This is a genomic window from Bacillus sp. FJAT-18017, assembly GCF_001278805.1.
GTDB lineage: Bacteria > Bacillota > Bacilli > Bacillales > Cytobacillaceae > Bacillus_D.
This window is the reverse complement of the sequence record NZ_CP012602.1, coordinates 3500712-3517652: the sequence shown is the minus strand read 5'-3', so window position 1 is coordinate 3517652 and position 16941 is coordinate 3500712. Positions and strand designations below refer to the sequence as shown.

Genomic DNA, 16941 nt, shown 5'->3' with positions numbered 1-16941 from the left:
CATGGAGATCAAACGCGTGCGGTATTTGAAAGGACCAAATTATTTCAATTATAAGCCGACGATGTGGATCGAGCTGGACTTGGAAGAACTGGAGTTCAGCCCATCAAACTCGCTTCCAAGATTCAATGATGCTCTTTTAAAATCAGTACCATCCCTTCAAGATCATACATGTTCCCTCGGCTACGAAGGCGGCTTTGTTGAAAGGCTTAATGAGGGTACATGGATGGGCCATATTCTCGAGCATTTGGCAATAGAGCTTCAATGTTTGGCCGGAATCAAAGTGAGACGCGGAAAGACGCTGACCAGCAGTAAAAAGGGCGTTTACTATGTTACATATGATTATCGGGAGCCAAAATCAGGCTTCTATGCCTTTGAAGCTGCAAAGGAAATAGTCGAACGGATATTGAATGGTGAAGCCGATGTTGATGCTAAGCCTTATATAGATAAGATTGAACAATTATATTACGAAAATAAGCTGGGTCCCAGTACAGAAGCGATTTACAATGCTGCGTTTGAAAAAGGCATTCCTGTGGAAAGGGTTGGTTCAGACAGTCTGGTAAGGATTGGTACCGGGAGTAAACAGAAATTTGTTCAGGCTACGATAACGAGCCAAACTCCTCATATTGCTGTTGAGAATTCATGCGATAAGCAAGTAACAAAGGAACTTTTGGCAGGAGCTGGGCTTCCGGTTCCAAAAGGCGAGACAGCAAGCTCGATCGAGGATATTTTTGAGACGGGCGAACGTGTTGGTTTTCCACTAGTCATCAAGCCTTTGAATGGGCGTCAGGGCCGGGGTGTCTTTACCAATATTAGGAGTAGAGAAGAGTTATTCTCCATTCTAAACTGTCTTGAAACCCCTGAATCTGACTATATTGTTGAACGATACTTTGAGGGCAGCGATTTTAGGCTGCTGGTTGTTGATGACAAGCTTATTGCAGCGAGTATGCGTATTGCCCCATTCGTGATTGGCAATGGAAAGGATTCAATTAGTGCATTAATCGAGGAGGAAAACAAAAACCCTTTGAGAGGAGACGGGCATGAAAAGCCGATGTCCAAAATACCACTTAATTCGATTGTCTCCTGTTATCTTGAAAAGTCCAATTTGACACTTGATTCAGTACCTGAACCAGGCAAAGTTATTCAAGTCGTCGGGAATGCGAATCTGTCGACCGGCGGCCTGGCGATTGATGTTACAGATGAAGTTCATCCTTCTATTCGACGGATGGCAGTGTCAGCAGCTAAAGCTATTGGGCTCGATGTTGCAGGTATCGATTTGATTTGTCCGGATATTACGAATGAACTGGACAGAAATACAACAACAATTGTCGAGGTGAACGCCGCTCCAGGAATTCGGATGCATCATTATCCGTCAAAAGGTACACCACGCAATGTTGGCAAAGCCATTGTTGACTATTTGTTTAAAACGAGTAAGGAAGCATCTATTCCTATCATTTCGGTTACTGGAACAAATGGAAAGACAACGACTACCAGGCTTGTTAAGCACTTCCTTGAAAGGGATGGCTATACAGTCGGGATGACGAATTCTGATGGAGTTTATATCGGAAGCCAAACAATTGATGAAGGCGACTGCAGCGGTCCAATCAGTGCCCGGAAAATCCTTCATAGCCATGAGGTTGATGCCGCTGTCCTCGAAACTGCAAGGGGAGGGATATTACGGGAAGGACTCGCGTTCCGGCAATGTGATGTCGGGATTGTCACAAATGTAACTGAGGATCATCTTGGACTGGATGGCATTGAGGATTTTGGCCAGTTGGTGAAGCTAAAAAGGCTAATCCCCGAGGTTGTAATGGAAGGCGGATATTGCATCCTCAATGCTGACGATCCTGAAGTTGTCCAAATGGCAGCCTATACAAGAGGAAATATTATTTATACCAGCGTCTTTCACACAAACCACCATATTCATCAGGCGATTGAAAATGGCTGGACTGTCTGGTATTTGAACGAAGACAATTGGATTATTTGTGTTGAAGATGGCCAGGAAATCAAATTATTGCCGGCAAGTGATATCCCTGTGACGATTCAGGGTAAGGCAAAGCACAATATATCGAACCTGCTGCAAGCATTTGCGGCCGCATATTCACAAGGAGTTTCCTTTGAAGTACTCAAGGAAAAGGCGTTGACCTTTATTCCTGATCCTCAACATTCTAAAGGAAGATTTAATACGTTCCAGCTTGCGGGCAGAAATATCATTGTAGATTATGCTCATAACATTGCCGGACTTCACGCATTTTTCGATACCGCCCGCCATTTCAGGACCGGTACGACAACAACTGTCATTTCCTCACCGGGAGACCGGCAGGATCACGAAATTCGTGAGATGGCAAGGATTGCTGTCAGGAATGCTGATCGGATTATCATTAGGGAAGATGCCGATTTGAGAGGCAGGGCGCCCCTTGAGACTGCAAATATGATGCATGCCTCTGCACTCAAGGAAAAAGGAATTTCGAAAAAACAGCTCCTTATCATTCCTGACGAATTCCAATCCTACTATGAAGCCTGGAACCGCTCGAAGGAAGGAGATACATTGATATTCCTTTTTGAAAAATACTCTGTAGTCTCTGAATTCATTTCGCAGATAAGCAACACAACCAATACACTTGTAAAAAAGATAATATAATAATAGTGTCCCGGAGGAAACTTTGGGACCCTTTTTTTGTTTTTAAGGGTTGACATGGAGGGGGAAACCTCCGTCACTAACTCTGCATAAAAAGCCTCGGAAGTAAGAAATTAGCAGGAAGTTAAGGAAGGCGGTTTTTGCCCAAACAATTAATTGTGGGAGATTTTAAATTCATTAGCCCTTCGCCAGTCTCTTTAATTTTTAATTGGGGATACAGGTTGTAAAGCGGCGAACGATTCTTTTTTTATAAAAGCTTAGCATTGCCACTGTTTAAAAGGTATAATTAGATAATGTGCGTTATATGCTTTTTTAATTTTCCTTGGGAGAGAGTAATATGTGGAAAAAGTGGATTATGCCCGCGTTTTTGCTAGTGTTGTTTATCATTTTCTTGCCATATAGCCTGCCGTTCATCTTTGCACTGGTTACCGCAGTCATGCTTGAGGGGCTAGTCAACTATTTCCAACGCAAGCTTAAATTGAGCCGGGTTAAGGCGGTAATAGCCTCATTCCTGTCGTTTTTGTTGATAATTGTTGTGATAGGATACAATCTTTTCCTGATTTTGTTCCAGCAGGTCATAAAACTGTCTGAAAGTACACCAACCTTTGTCAAAGACTTATATGCTACGGGAATAAAACCGTTAATTAAACGTTGGGAATCGTATGCAGAGACATTACCTCCAGATGTAATATCATCTGTAGAAAAGACAATAGAAGAATCAGTCACGGCTTTAGACCAGTTTGTACAGAGCATTGTTCAATTCCTATTCGGATTCCTGACCGCAATTCCGGGCTTCCTGATAGAATTCCTCATTTACCTGGTTGCATTGTTCTTGATTAGCCTGGAGCTTCCTTCCATTAAGGCTTCAATAAAAAGCCATCTAAGGGAAGAAACAAAAAATAAGGTATCGATTGTCCTCTTTCAGCTTACGAAAGCTGGGGTAGGATTTATTAAGGCACAGATTTTCCTAAGTCTCATTACATATGTCCTGGCGTTTATTGGTCTGGCAATTCTAAACGTGAAGTATACTGCGTTGCTTTCCTTACTCATTGTTATTGTCGATATCCTGCCAATACTCGGAACTGGATCTTTCCTTGTACCATGGGCTGTCATCTCATTTATTCAGGATAATCATTTCCTTGGTATCGGTCTTATTATTCTGTTCCTTATCATTACCGTTGTCCGCAGGATTGTCGAGCCGAAGGTATATGCGACCAATCTTGGAATTTCCCCGCTGGCATCCCTAGTCAGCCTCTACATTGGATTCCAGCTACTTGGCTTCATCGGCTTGTTTGCGGGACCAGCAATTGTGATTGTTTTTAATACGCTAATTAAAGTGAACGTTATAAAAATGAATTTTAAATTATAATCCAGTAGGCCTGCGAAAAGCAGGCCTTTTCTAATTGTCTAGATCCACACGGAATCCCTTGTTCTCGTACGAGTAAAGCCCAAAAGCCGCAAATGTGCTTTTATTTGGGCATAAGCCCATTTATTAAAATGTAAGTGCACTTTTTCAGGTCATTGAATAGGATATATGGACTCAACAAAAGGAGGTAATGTTTAATGTCAGGCACTGGCGGTTACGGCGGCGGATTTGCCCTGCTTGTTGTACTATTCATTCTATTGGTTATCATTGGGGCTTCCTGGGGCTACGGCGGTTACTAATTAAAAGGGGAGGTTCTTACATGCCATACGGTTATGGATACGGATATGGTCATGGATATGGTGGCGGATGTGGTTATGGCGGTTTCGCTTTGATTGTTGTCCTGTTCATCTTGCTCATTATTGTAGGAGCAGCGTGTTTTAAATACTAAGTAATTGCAACAAAGCCGGTCTCCAAACTTATGAGACCGGCTATTTCTTTTTCAGAAAAAACTTAATTAACGGTTAAAAAAACTGTACATATTCGCCCGCTGACAAGGCTTCTCTGTTACCTTTTCAGGCTCTGCTTTCGCAAACTACCTCTTCCCCTGAAAAAACGACTATGTTCTCTATAGAGAAGGCATGCGGTTTTTCTTAGCTTCTCGGCTAGAAACTGGTTCATAGGAAACAACCTTTTCATAAAAATTGTCGTTTTTAAAAAAGAATTGTCGGGAAATAGGTTTTCACCACGAGAAGCTGGGTAAATAGATGGAGTGTATTATTATATGACTATCAGGAGGGTAACAATGAAAAAGGGAGTTTACTTGTTTTTTAGTGTTCTTTTGCTAGTAGGGGTACTGGCGGGATGCAGCGGGGATAATGCCTCTACCTCCGCAAATTCGAAGGATGGTAAAGTTGTTATTGATTTCTGGACCTTCTGGGGATCAGAAACACGCAGGCCGATTATAGAGAAAATAGTAAAAGATTTTAATGAATCCCAGGACAAAATTGAAGTAAAGCATACATTCCTGCCGTGGGGTGACATTTGGACAAAAAACCTCGCTTCTGTTGCAGCAGGAAACCCTGCTGATGTTGTGGTGAATGATATCAACTCGGTGGCACAGCGCGCAGAAAATAAACAAGCAGAAGACTTGAGCAAATATCTGGATGATTCATTCAAGGATCAATTTTATCCGCATTTGTGGGAAACAGTTGAATATAAAGGCAAGCCGTATGCTGTACCATTCAATACAGATACAAGGCTCTTATTCTACAATAAAAAGTTATTCAAGGAAGCTGGGCTTGACCCTAATAAACCGCCAACAACATGGGCAGAGCTTGAAGAATATGCGAAAAAGCTGGATGTAAAGAAAGGGAAAAAATTTGATCGATTTGGCTTTTATCCACTTTGGGGCAACATTGGAGCTAATTCATGGATGGTTAGTGCTGATGGTGGAAGAGGTTTTATAGATAATGGCGAATTGGCCATCAATACGCCAAAGAAGGTTGAAGCACTTGAATGGCTGACAAAGTGGCAGGACCACTATGGCGAAAAGAATGTCCAAGCCTTCAAGGCTGAATTTGGAAGCGAGCAGGCGAACCCGTTCATTTCTGGTAAAGTCGCGATGATGGTTGAGGTCGGAACATTCTATACACAACTCCGTGATTACGGAAAAGATATGGAGTTCGGTGTAGCGCCTATTCCTGCTTATGATGAATCGAGCAAGAATTGGGCGGATGGCGGCGGATTTGTAGTAGAAATACCTAAAGGATCCGACAATCCCGAGGAAGCTGCAGAATTTATTAAATATCTGACAAGCAAGGACGCGCAGCAATATTGGGGCGAGAAGAATTTCGATAACGTTGCTAATATTGAAGCCGCTAAAGCTGTAGCAGAGTCACTTGATGGACAAGGCAAAGAGGTATACGAAATGACAGTGAAAAACCTTGAAACAACTCAGATGTTCCCGGTGCCACTGGATTATCCTGACTATCAGAATAGAATCAATCCGCATGTCGATAATGTTTTTGCAGGTAAGTTAACTCCTGCCGAGGCCTTGAAAAAAGCAGAAGCAGATGTAAAGAAAATTAAAAAATAGCCAGAACAAAAGGCGCACACGCTAGCCGTTGAAGCTGGCTTTAACTAAAAAGGAGGGAAGGATGGCTATGCCATCCATCTCTCTTTTATATAGTACGTAAAAAGGGGGATTGAAATGAAATCAGCTCAATCTGCAGAAGTAGCACTCCCGGAAGAGTCAGGGGTAAGCAGCGTATCTGCGAAAAAGAGTAAAACTCCAAGCGCAGCTGCGGATATGAAAACTCCAAACAAAAAGATAACTCGGGAGTTTAAAGAAAATATTTGGGGCTATTTGTTCATCAGTCCCTGGATTATAGGATTTATATGCCTGACAGCGGGACCACTGCTGTTTTCACTTGCTGCCAGCTTCACGGATTATAATATTACATCTAAGATGAATTTTATTGGAATGGATAATTTCGTTCGGATGTTCACTATCGACAATTTGTTTTGGACATCGCTATGGAACACTCTCTATTATGTTGCTTTTTCAGTGCCGCTTACGACTGTAGGGGCAATTTTGATTGCATTGTTGTTAAACCAAAAGATACTTGGAATGAAAATATTCAGGACGATTTATTATCTTCCCGCAATACTTTCGGGTGTGGCGGTTTATTTCTTATGGATGCAGCTGCTTAGCCCTTCGACAGGCCTTGTCAATACATTCCTTGGCTGGTTTGGTATCGATGGTCCCGCCTGGCTTTTTGACCCAGAGTGGACAAAGCCAGGATTAATCTTGATGAAACTGTGGAGTGTAGGCGGCGGGATGCTCTTATATCTCGCAAGTCTCCAGGGAGTTTCAAAAGAAATGTACGAAGCAGCAGATATAGAAGGGGCAACGGGCTTACAGAAGTTCTACAATATTACCCTTCCTATGATTTCCCCTATCATCTTTTTCGATGTGATTACTAGTACAATAGGGGCATTCCAAATATTCCAGGAAGCCTATGTCATGAGTGAAGAAGGCAGTGGAAGACCTGCAAACTCACTGTTATTTTACAATCTTCATATGTGGAACAATGCATTTGAATTGTTTGATATGGGGTATGCATCGGCAATGGCATGGCTGTTGTTTATCATCGTAATGGTTTTGACTGTCTTAAATATGAAAATTGGAAAACGCTGGGTGTATTATGAAGGGGGAGATAATAAATGAGTGAGTATACCGCCCCTAAGTTTTATGAAACAAGAAAATTCAAACGGAACCTTAAATCCTGGACTATTACGCTTATTCTGATTGCTGGGAGCATTGTCCTTCTTTTACCGTTATGGTGGATGGTTTCGACATCATTAAAATCTCCAGCTGAAATAGCCCAATACCCGCCAACGTTCATTCCAAACGAATTTCATTTTGAAAATTATGTTGATGCCTGGAAAACAGCACCATTTACACGCTGGGCTATGAATACAATGTTTATAGCTGTGATTGGGACGATTGGGGCAGTACTGGTTAATTCCCTTGTTGCTTATGCGTTTGCTAAAATTCGATTTAAAGGGCGTAATGCATTGTTTGTCATCGTCCTATCGACAATGCTGATTCCAGGGTTTGTGACAATGGTTCCTCAGTATATCCTTTTCTCGAAGCTCGGCTGGTTGAATACGTACTTGCCTTTAATAGTACCAGCATTCCTTGGCAGTGCTTTTTTCATTTTTTTGCTCCGGCAGTTTATGATGACCATTCCAAATTCGCTTATTGAAGCTGCAATACTGGATGGGGCGAATCACTTGCAGATATGGTGGCATATCATGGTACCGCTGACCAAGCCTGCGTTGATGACAGTAGCTATTTTTAACTTTACAGGAGCGTGGAACGATTTATTAGGGCCACTCCTTTATATTAATGATGAAAGGCTCTATACCTTGCAAATTGGCTTGCAAACCTTTAAAGGCACTGTCCAGACACAGTGGCATTATTTGATGGCAATGTCAGTCATGGTACTGTTACCGATTGTATTGATATTCTTCCTGTTTCAGCGCTATTTTATTGAGGGATCGAATATCTCATCAGGAACAAAGGGTTGATTTTAGGGATGGAACCCGGCAACTGCCGGGTTTCATTTATTGAAAGCAAAAGTATGGTAAGAACTCCCACACTTTCCATGGAAGGTTTTTGTGAGTGATTTTCTACTCCTATTCATGTTAGCCTAGTTAAGAACTGAAAAAAAGGGAATTGGAGGAGATGAGAATGCAGAAACCTGCGTCATTGCTTCTTATGCCGGCCATGTTGCTCATGCTTGCCATCCCAGGGTCGCTTTCAGCAAAATCCATAACTCAAGAAAAAAATGGCAGCACATTTGAACCGGCAAAAGAGAGAAAAATAAATATCGTTAAAAAGGATACACCGATAAAAGAAGAACAACCAAAAGAAGAAAGTCCTAAATTAACAAAAGAAGAGAAAGAACTGTTAGCAAGACTTGTCCATGCCGAAGCAAAAGGAGAACCTTTCAAAGGGAAAGTCGCAGTTGCTGAGGTTGTTTTAAACAGAGTTGAGGATGGGCAGTTTCCTGATACCGTGAAAGATGTAATTTATCAAAAACGGCAATTTGATCCAGTTGCGAACGGGGAAATTAACAAACCTGCTGGGAATGAAGCAAAAGAAGCTGTTGAAGAGGCTCTTGCTCCCGATGAAAAGGTAACGGAAGCGTTGTTTTTCTATAATCCTGAAATTGCTACAGACACTTGGATTCGCACACGTCCTGTCATTGAAAAGATTGGTGAACACAACTTTTCCATTTAGACACACGTTCTTGAACGCAATTCATATTCCCTTATCCTGAAAAATGGATAGGGTTTTTTTATGTTCTCACATAAAGAAAAAATGAAAAAACCGGGCTTACTTAAAGCCCGGACAAAAATATAAGGTGGCACGAAACTCATTTTTAGATGTTATACAAGAGGTCTTTCATACTCGGATGTCTCAATTTCAGTTGTTTCAATTGTATTTTTCCAAACACTGAATTCTTCGATTTCCTTGGTCAGCTTTTTCCAAGTAAAGGCAATGATAGCAGCGTCATCAAGAATCCCTAAACCGACGATAAAATCAGGTACAAGATCAATCGGAGAAACGAAATAAATAATCGCACCGATGACCGCAAGAATGGTTCCTCGTGAAACGTTCTTGTATTCTCCTTTTGACCAGGACCGAACCATTTCGAACAAAAGCTGAAGCTTATGCCATGCTTCACCGAGAGAGCCTTTATTGCTTTCGGCTTTTCCAAATGCCTTTTTTAAAAGGGACTCTGTTTCCTTTGGGTTGTCAATGTACTTTTGGGCTCGTCCTTCATACTTTTTCTGTTCACTTTCAAACTTGTTATCCATTCGGTTTCCCCTCTTTCCTAAAAAACTACTGCTTTAGGTAATTTTCCACTCCTTCTGTTAATTTAAACTTGTATATTGCAGGAAGGCAAATACAAATAGCCGGCTCCACTCGGAACCGGCTAAAACATGGTCTTTATAAATTAAGCTAAAACAGCATCTTTGCTTTCTGCAGCAATAATTGCATCTACTTCAGAACCTTCGAGTGTTTCTTTTTTCAACAAAGCCTCTACCAATTGCTCATATGCTTCTGAATGTGCGCTGATAATGGACTGTGACATTTCAAGACCTCTTTGGAAGAGCTCCTGCATTTTCGTTTCTTTCTCTGCCTTAACAAAAGTTAGAGTGAAACCATCCTGCAGCATACCGGTTTCAACCATTTGTTCAATGATATTCTTTGCCTGCTGGACATCACCGGATACTCCGATACTGTGTTCCCCAAGATACATTCTTTCTGCAACACCGCCAGCAAGAATCATCGCAATCCGGTCAAGCAGGTCGCTGGTTGTGGAAAGATGCAATTCTTTAGGGATTGGAGCAACATAACCCAATGCCTCACCTCGAGGGATTATGGTCGCCTTCCGGACTGAGCCTGGTTTTGTAACTGCGGCTACAATGGCATGGCCTGCCTCATGGATTGCAACTCTGCGCTTAGTGTCTGCATCTTGCAATTCCCGGGATGTGCTTCCTAGTATTGTACGGTCAAGAGCATAATCGAGATCTTCTTTTGAAATCATATCCTTGCCGTTTCTGATCGCGCGTCTGCTGGCTGTTTCAAAAAGCATGCTTAAATCTGCGCCAGAGAAACCAGATGTGCTTTCTGCAAGGTCATCAAGTGAGGATTGAACGTCGTCTGCCATCACTTTGCCTTTTGTATGGATATCAATAATTTCCCTGCGGCCCTTTGTATCTGGAAGTGGAACCTGGAAGGAAAAATCAATCCTGCCCGGGCGGAGGAACGCATCATCAAGCATATCCTTCCTATTTGTAGCTGCGACAAACAGGATTCCTTCATTTGAATGTCCACCGTCAAGCTGGACAAGCAATTCTGTAAGTGTTTTTTCGGATTCTTCACCGCCAAGTGCTTTCCTCTTTCCTGCAAGTGCGTCGACTTCATCAATGAAGATGACTGCAGGTGTTTGTTTGCGCGCATTTTGGAACAAGCTTCTTACCCGTGAAGCCCCAACGCCGACGAACAATTCATTAAAGGCCGAACCGCTTGTTGAAAAGTAGGAAGCGCCAAGTTCTTTTGCCATTGCCTGTGCCAACAGTGTTTTACCTGTTCCAGGAGGTCCGTAAAGAAGGATTCCTTTTGGAGGCTTAACCCCAAGTTTGGATGATCGTTCAGGTTCCTTAATAATGGAAAGAGTCTGGAGAATTTCTTCTTTCATTTCATTTCCAAGTCCGCCGACATCTTGAAGAGTGATTTCAGGCAGTGGACGAGCCTTGGAAAGGCTATTTTTCATCGTATTTGTAACACCAAGGCCATTTCCGCCCTTCTTTTGGACTGCAAAAGCCGCAGCTGCCAGGGAAACGATTACCCCTCCCAAAATCCATTTGCCGTATTTGCTACTGGAGGTGTATGAATATTCCACATTGTACTTAGAAACAAGATTGTTTGCCATCTCGCTGTTTGGAGGCACTTTAGTCACAAATTTCCCCTCACTTGTTGTTAGTGTTAAGCTGCCATTGGACCGTTCCTCTAGACTGACCTTCTCGCCATTTTCTGCAGCAATTTTTCTTTCCAAAGAAGAAAAGGGAATTGCTGTTGCTTTTGTTGTTGATTGTATATACCAGATAAATCCCGCGGCTACTAACAAAACAGCTGTAATCAGCGGAATGAATTTATTGATTGCCTTTTTACTCATATCCACTATGCTCATCTCCTTTACTCTGTAACTCTATTATATGAAAATACCATTTGTAATAAATAGGAATTCTGAATTATCATCATTGGTAATTGCAGGAAAAAGAGCTTTGGAGGAGTGAACAACTAGTGAATTATTGAATCGATTTACCTGGATAAAACAAACAAAATCAGGCCTTTTCAGGACTTTTGACATATTATTTTCTAAAAAAATTCCGATGTAAAATTTTATTTTTCATTCAAGGATTTGGACACATTCTAGACAAAAAGTTATTTACAGTAAGCTTTATACAGTGCAAGACAATATGAGTAAAGGGAAAGTGAAAGAAGGACCGCTTGCGCAATTTACTTGTACGGGATATGATTAAAGTTATGGATTAACCATTTAATGTTAGAAGTGAGGAAGTAAAAAATGAGTACGAATTTTAAAGAAGAAGTCCTGTCAAGACGGACTTTTGCAATTATTTCACACCCGGATGCCGGGAAGACAACCTTGACCGAAAAACTGCTCCTATTTGGCGGAGCAATTCGGGATGCGGGAACTGTAAAAGCTAAAAAGACTGGCAAATTTGCTACGAGTGACTGGATGGAAATTGAGAAGCAGCGCGGAATCTCGGTAACCTCAAGTGTCATGCAGTTCGATTACGACGGGTTCAGGGTCAATATCCTGGATACTCCTGGACACCAGGATTTTAGTGAGGATACTTACCGGACCCTTATGGCGGTCGATAGTGCTGTTATGATAATTGATTCGGCAAAGGGAATCGAGGAACAAACCTTGAAACTATTTAAGGTTTGCCGGATGCGCGGAATACCAATTTTCACCTTTATTAATAAACTTGACCGTCAGGGGAAAGCACCGCTTGAGCTCTTGGCTGAATTGGAAGAAGTGCTTGGAATTGAGTCTTATCCAATGAATTGGCCAATTGGTATGGGCAAAGAATTTCTTGGGATTTACGACAGATACAATAACAGAATTGAGCAGTTCAGGGTTGGCGAAGAACAGCGTTTTATTCCTCTAAATGAGGATGGTGAAATTGATGGGGATCACCAAATTAAGTCAACAGGCCTTTATGATCAGACGCTCGAGGAAGTATTGCTTCTAAACGAGGCTGGAAATGAATTTTCACCCGAGCGGATTGAATCAGGTAATTTAATTCCTGTTTTCTTCGGCAGTGCCTTGACCAACTTTGGGGTTCAGACATTCCTGGAGTCTTATTTGCAGTTTGCGCCGCCTCCAGTACCGCGTAACTCATCAGCGGGTGAAGTTGACCCGCTATCTGAAAATTTTTCAGGATTTATTTTTAAAATTCAGGCTAACATGAATCCGGCACACCGTGACCGAATTGCATTTGTTCGTGTCTGCTCTGGCAAATTTGAACGAGGAATGAGTGTGAATGTCCCTCGTCTTGGCAAGCAAATTAAACTATCACAATCTACGTCATTTATGGCGGAGGAACGGAGTACGGTCGAAGAGGCTGTAAGTGGTGACATTATTGGCCTTTATGATACAGGAACATATCAAATTGGAGACACAATTACGACTGGCAAGGATCAATTCCAGTTTGAGCGCCTGCCGCAGTTCACACCTGAATTGTTCGTCCGTGTTTCTGCAAAGAACGTCATGAAACAAAAATCGTTCTATAAAGGAATTGAACAGCTCGTTCAGGAAGGCGCGATTCAGCTCTTCAAAACCGTTGCAACTGAGGACTATCTATTGGGTGCCGTAGGCCAGCTCCAGTTCGAGGTTTTCGAACACAGGATGAAGAACGAATACAATTCGGATGTAATAATGGAACGCCAGGGATCAAAGGTAGCCCGGTGGGTTGAGGGAGAAACAGTCGACGAAAAACTTTCCAATTCACGCAGCTTGTTAGTGAAGGATAGGTTTGGAAAGTATGCATTTCTATTCGAGAATGAATTTGCTCTTAGATGGTTCCAGGATAAAAACCCCGAAGTAAAGCTTTATAATCCGATGGATATGCATCAATAAGGTTAATTATGTAAACCGGTGGGAATTCCCATCGGTTTATTTTTGTTTTAAGCTATGTTAAACAAGTGGTTGATTTCCGCTACTGGCGCTTCGCTTTCCGTGAGGCGTGCGGTGAGCCTCCTCGTCGCTTTGCTCCTGTGGGGTCTCACCTGTCCCGCTTCTCCCACAGGACGTTGAATAATCATCCTTGAAAAGGCATCGCAGGAGAAAATGCGTTTTTTGCATTTTCGAACGAGTCTTCGTGCCTTCCGCTCCAATTAATAAATTCGGATTCTGAAATTCTTTAGTATAACTTTATAGTTAACAACGGCCACATAATTTTCCCATTCCAATACTCGAAACATTATAGAGGGCGCGTGAGGAGCATAATGACTTGTGGCTAAATCGGAGTTTCTGTTTTCATTTCATAATTTCAGAAAATTCACTCTCTAGTTTGACACCCTGGATAGACCTCTTTTAGAGTAGAAATATAATCTAAATTGGAAGCGAGATGGAATGATGGGGGAGAACTACTTATTTACAGGGTTTCCAGGATTCATTTGTAATCAGCTAATTAGAGAGATTTTACAAAAAAGGCATGAAGCGGGTATGGTCTATGTGCTCGTACAGCCAGCAATGAAACGCAAGGCAAAGGAGGAAATCAGCAAAATTGCACGGGATACGGTCCGCAGTAAGGAGAAATTCAGGATAAAAGAAGGAGATATCACGAAACCAGAGCTTGGGATCAAGCAGGGGGAGGCTGAAGAACTTAAACAAACTATTACTCATGTTTTTCATCTGGCAGCCATTTATGATTTGGCTGTTCCAGAAGATATCGCCCGGAAGGTAAATGTCGAGGGGACAGCCAATGTGAATGTTTGGGTAAAATCGCTTCACAATATAAAACGATATATATATTTCAGTACCGCTTATGTGGCTGGCAGAAGAGAAGGGAAATTACTCGAAACGGAGCTAATTCGGCCTGCTGAATTCAAAAATTTTTATGAAGAAACAAAATATGAAGCGGAAGTTCTTGTGGAAGAGTTAAAAAAAGATATTGCTACTACGATTATCCGGCCTGGTATTGTAAAAGGGCACTCAAAAACCGGAGAAACGATTAAATTTGATGGCCCCTATTTTATTATGAATTTCCTGGATCGTCTTCGTTTTCTGCCAATTATCCCACGTCTGGGCAACAGCGATGCCGTAATCAACTTTGTACCCATTGATTATATTATTTCAGCGACGGCTTACCTTTCTTTCCTTGACAAAGGTGCTGGAAAAACCTATCACCTCACTGACCCTTCGCCGTATACAGTTTCGGAAATTTACGAAATGCTTATGAAGCAACTTATTGATAAGACTCCAACGGGAACACTTCCACTTAGCATGGCGAGGGTTAGCCTTTCAGTTTCGTCTGTTCGGCGAATGTTGGGTGTAGAGAGAGAGGCTTTGGATTATTTCACCTGGAAGGGACATTTTGACTGCTCGCAAGCCAGTGAAGACTTAGAAGGGTCCGGTATTTCATGTCCAGATTTCAGGGAAGGACTAGAGGCAATGGTAGGGTTTTATATGAAAAACAAAAATAATCCCGAATATCAAGTGAAAATCAACTAATGAATCCCGAGTTAACTGGCAATAAATTGGATATGCTAAAGGAGATATTAAGTGAACCTTCCCACTAGGGGGATTTTACGTTTCCCCACTGATGGTTAGTTTGATTTTTCTAGGGATTGAAGCCCTAAGAAAATTCTTAGTTCACCAATTGGACCTTTACGGGCAGTTGATCCCAATCTAATTTCTTGAATCTTTAGGCTGGGTTTTTTACTGCCCGTTATGAATGGGGTAACCGGATTATGCCAAAAAGCGGGTAGGAATATGAAAAAGTTAAATAAATTAGAGGCAATAGTATGGAATATAGCCCTGCCTGGTTTTAGCCAGATTCTGTCGGGAAGCCTGATAAAAGGAATACTGTTTGTCTTACTCGAAATTACGATTAATGTTAATAGCAATTTCAATGAAGCAATAAAACATAGTTTTATGGGCGATATCCCGGCAGCCTTCGCTACGATTGATTACGGATGGCTTATGTTTTATCCATGCCTGTATATGTTTGCCTTATGGGACGCATATAGGACTGCAATGCCTGAAGACGAAAAAGGGTCATTTCTGCCCTTTGTTTTTGGTGCGTATTTTGTAACAGTTGGCCTGATGATTTCATCAAAGGTGACGGTTGCGGGCATTACACCCGGTCCTGTTTTTACACCGATGCTCTTTTTACTGCCGGGTTTATTGTTTGGTTACGCCCTTAAACGAATTGTATTTTTCAGTCACAATTAAGACATAAATAAAATGGAACCGGACAAATTTAAAATCGTTATAATAGTATGTAAACAACTGAATATGTCCTTATCAAAGGGGAGTAGCTGTTAGGGAAACCTAAAGCAAAGTCGTCATTTCGCGGTAGTTGCCGCCGGCTTTGTTGGCATACATATGTCTAGCAAGACCTTTGCCTTCAGGCAGGGGTCTTTTTGCGTCTAATTCCGTCTTCCTTGCTGCTTGGAGAAGGAAATCCAAAAGTAGGAGGAGAGGAACTGATGGATGCTTCATTGGTAATGGAGTATGGCTGGGTTTTGCTGGTGCTGATTGGCCTGGAGGGGATTTTGGCAGCAGATAATGCAGTGGTACTGGCGGTAATGGTGAAACAGCTCCCTGAGAATCAGCAAAAGAAAGCATTGTTTTATGGTTTACTGGGGGCATTTATATTTAGGTTTGGTGCATTATTTATGATTTCGTTACTTTCAGACGTTTGGCAGATCCAGGCCGCTGGCGCACTTTACTTATTCTTTATTTCCGCTAAACATTTGCATCAGCACCATGCCCCTAAAAAACTCGTAATCTCACCGAAACAAGGCAGCTCTTCCTTTTGGGGGACGGTCGTTAAAGTAGAGCTGGCAGATCTCGCGTTTGCGATTGATTCGATTTTGGCAGCAGTTGCACTGTCCATGACTATAACTCCATTAGGCTGGTTCACTATTGGAGGCCTCGACGGTGGACAATTCCTGGTCATGCTCCTTGGCGGGATTACAGGCATTGTCATGATGAGATTTGCAGCTACGCAGTTTATTAAACTATTAAAAGAACGCCCAAGTCTCGAGACAGCGGCATTTATGATTGTCGGTTGGGTTGGAGTCAAACTTGCCGTTTTTACAATGGCACATCCTGAAGTTAGCATTATCGACGAGCACTTTCCAGAATCGATTTTATGGAAGCTTGTATTTTGGAGTGTACTGATCGCCCTTGCTGTCGGTGGCTTCTTCTTTTCAAAGAAAACTGAACATGCTCATCTTTAAGGTGCAGGGGCGGAGCTGCGTGATTTAGTATTTGGGATTATGGGGGGAGCACCCATTTTTTGGTTTATTTATTATAAAGTTTAATTATACTCCGCTCCACCGCCTTACTGGAAAATAGGGTTTGTGGTAAAAGATATTTTAGATTTTTAAATAAGGTTGATGGAATCGTGCAGGGGCGGAGCTGCGTGATTTAGTTTTAGGATTATGGGGAAAGCACCGATTATACAATCAATATTGTAGGTTGATGGACTTGTTTGTTGGGAAAATATTTTTTTGCTTTCAATTTTACTACCCTCACAACGGAATTTTTGCGAGCGTAATGTTTAATGAAAAGCGGCGCCGCAATACTTTCGCAGAGGT

14 protein-coding genes are annotated in these 16941 nt (G+C 42.0%); 12 read left to right on the top strand and 2 right to left on the bottom strand.

The genetic code is table 11. The features are described 5' to 3' along the window. Position 1: 1 nt before the first annotated feature. The 8 genes from cphA to AM500_RS16415 all read left to right on the top strand — a co-directional run bounded on the left by cphA (position 2) and on the right by AM500_RS16415 (position 8811). Complete coding sequence (cphA, locus tag AM500_RS16440; RefSeq protein ID WP_053600173.1) at positions 2–2638, top strand: cyanophycin synthetase; 2637 nt, start codon at positions 2–4, stop codon at positions 2636–2638. Between the two features lie 334 nt (positions 2639–2972). Then, a complete protein-coding gene (gene ytvI, locus AM500_RS16435; RefSeq protein WP_053600172.1) occupies positions 2973–4004 on the top strand; it encodes a sporulation integral membrane protein YtvI in 1032 nt (343 codons plus the stop codon). A 194-nt stretch (positions 4005–4198) separates the two neighbouring features. Next, a complete protein-coding gene (locus AM500_RS25110; protein WP_081773047.1) occupies positions 4199–4300 on the top strand; it encodes a YjcZ family sporulation protein in 102 nt (33 codons plus the stop codon). A gap of 20 nt (positions 4301–4320) precedes the next feature. Continuing rightward, positions 4321–4449: a YjcZ family sporulation protein gene (locus AM500_RS25105; RefSeq protein ID WP_082347256.1), complete on the top strand. Its 129-nt coding sequence runs from the start codon at positions 4321–4323 to the stop codon at positions 4447–4449. 354 nt (positions 4450–4803) lie between these two features. Next, the gene (locus tag AM500_RS16430) at positions 4804–6096 is read left to right on the top strand and encodes an ABC transporter substrate-binding protein (RefSeq protein ID WP_053600171.1); all 1293 of its coding nucleotides are present in this window, start codon (positions 4804–4806) and stop codon (positions 6094–6096) included. Between the two features lie 114 nt (positions 6097–6210). Then, positions 6211–7230, top strand: coding sequence for a carbohydrate ABC transporter permease (locus tag AM500_RS16425; RefSeq protein ID WP_331457342.1), 1020 nt, complete (start codon positions 6211–6213; stop codon positions 7228–7230). After that, positions 7227–8096: a carbohydrate ABC transporter permease gene (locus tag AM500_RS16420; RefSeq protein ID WP_053600170.1), complete on the top strand. Its 870-nt coding sequence runs from the start codon at positions 7227–7229 to the stop codon at positions 8094–8096. Before AM500_RS16425 ends, AM500_RS16420 begins: the two co-directional genes overlap by 4 nt. A gap of 163 nt (positions 8097–8259) precedes the next feature. After that, the gene (locus AM500_RS16415) at positions 8260–8811 is read left to right on the top strand and encodes a cell wall hydrolase (protein WP_053600169.1); all 552 of its coding nucleotides are present in this window, start codon (positions 8260–8262) and stop codon (positions 8809–8811) included. Between the two features lie 149 nt (positions 8812–8960). Here the strand turns inward: AM500_RS16415 and AM500_RS16410 are convergent, their stop codons facing one another. Together AM500_RS16410 and AM500_RS16405 are read right to left on the bottom strand one after the other, a co-directional pair. Beyond that, the gene (locus tag AM500_RS16410) at positions 8961–9392 is read right to left on the bottom strand and encodes a YkvA family protein (protein WP_053600168.1); all 432 of its coding nucleotides are present in this window, start codon (positions 9390–9392) and stop codon (positions 8961–8963) included. Positions 9393–9532: 140 nt separating this feature from the next. After that, positions 9533–11257, bottom strand: a complete 1725-nt coding sequence (locus AM500_RS16405; RefSeq protein ID WP_053601753.1) for an AAA family ATPase — start codon at positions 11255–11257, stop codon at positions 9533–9535. Positions 11258–11668: 411 nt separating this feature from the next. On the opposite strand from AM500_RS16405, the gene AM500_RS16400 reads away from it, so the two are divergent. From AM500_RS16400 to AM500_RS16385, 4 genes are all read left to right on the top strand, one after another. Continuing rightward, on the top strand, positions 11669–13249 hold the full coding sequence (locus tag AM500_RS16400; protein ID WP_053600167.1) for a peptide chain release factor 3: 1581 nt from the start codon (positions 11669–11671) through the stop codon (positions 13247–13249). Between the two features lie 495 nt (positions 13250–13744). Then, the gene (locus AM500_RS16395; protein WP_331457341.1) at positions 13745–14845 is read left to right on the top strand and encodes an SDR family oxidoreductase; all 1101 of its coding nucleotides are present in this window, start codon (positions 13745–13747) and stop codon (positions 14843–14845) included. 261 nt (positions 14846–15106) lie between these two features. Beyond that, a complete protein-coding gene (locus tag AM500_RS16390; protein ID WP_053600166.1) occupies positions 15107–15568 on the top strand; it encodes a hypothetical protein in 462 nt (153 codons plus the stop codon). Positions 15569–15825: 257 nt separating this feature from the next. Further along, complete coding sequence (locus AM500_RS16385; RefSeq protein ID WP_053601751.1) at positions 15826–16581, top strand: TerC family protein; 756 nt, start codon at positions 15826–15828, stop codon at positions 16579–16581. Positions 16582–16941: the final 360 nt, after the last annotated feature.

What these genes read in the sequence shown, in the direction of transcription:
- cphA (WP_053600173.1), top strand. Translation starts at nt 2, where the DNA reads ATGGAGATCAAACGCGTGCGGTATTTGAAAGGACCAAATTATTTCAAT.
- ytvI (WP_053600172.1), top strand. Translation starts at nt 2,973, where the DNA reads ATGTGGAAAAAGTGGATTATGCCCGCGTTTTTGCTAGTGTTGTTTATC.
- AM500_RS25110 (WP_081773047.1), top strand. Translation starts at nt 4,199, where the DNA reads ATGTCAGGCACTGGCGGTTACGGCGGCGGATTTGCCCTGCTTGTTGTA.
- AM500_RS25105 (WP_082347256.1), top strand. Translation starts at nt 4,321, where the DNA reads ATGCCATACGGTTATGGATACGGATATGGTCATGGATATGGTGGCGGA.
- AM500_RS16430 (WP_053600171.1), top strand. Translation starts at nt 4,804, where the DNA reads ATGAAAAAGGGAGTTTACTTGTTTTTTAGTGTTCTTTTGCTAGTAGGG.
- AM500_RS16425 (WP_331457342.1), top strand. Translation starts at nt 6,211, where the DNA reads ATGAAATCAGCTCAATCTGCAGAAGTAGCACTCCCGGAAGAGTCAGGG.
- AM500_RS16420 (WP_053600170.1), top strand. Translation starts at nt 7,227, where the DNA reads ATGAGTGAGTATACCGCCCCTAAGTTTTATGAAACAAGAAAATTCAAA.
- AM500_RS16415 (WP_053600169.1), top strand. Translation starts at nt 8,260, where the DNA reads ATGCAGAAACCTGCGTCATTGCTTCTTATGCCGGCCATGTTGCTCATG.
- AM500_RS16410 (WP_053600168.1), bottom strand. Translation starts at nt 9,392, where the DNA reads ATGGATAACAAGTTTGAAAGTGAACAGAAAAAGTATGAAGGACGAGCC.
- AM500_RS16405 (WP_053601753.1), bottom strand. Translation starts at nt 11,257, where the DNA reads ATGAGTAAAAAGGCAATCAATAAATTCATTCCGCTGATTACAGCTGTT.
- AM500_RS16400 (WP_053600167.1), top strand. Translation starts at nt 11,669, where the DNA reads ATGAGTACGAATTTTAAAGAAGAAGTCCTGTCAAGACGGACTTTTGCA.
- AM500_RS16395 (WP_331457341.1), top strand. Translation starts at nt 13,745, where the DNA reads ATGATGGGGGAGAACTACTTATTTACAGGGTTTCCAGGATTCATTTGT.
- AM500_RS16390 (WP_053600166.1), top strand. Translation starts at nt 15,107, where the DNA reads ATGAAAAAGTTAAATAAATTAGAGGCAATAGTATGGAATATAGCCCTG.
- AM500_RS16385 (WP_053601751.1), top strand. Translation starts at nt 15,826, where the DNA reads ATGGATGCTTCATTGGTAATGGAGTATGGCTGGGTTTTGCTGGTGCTG.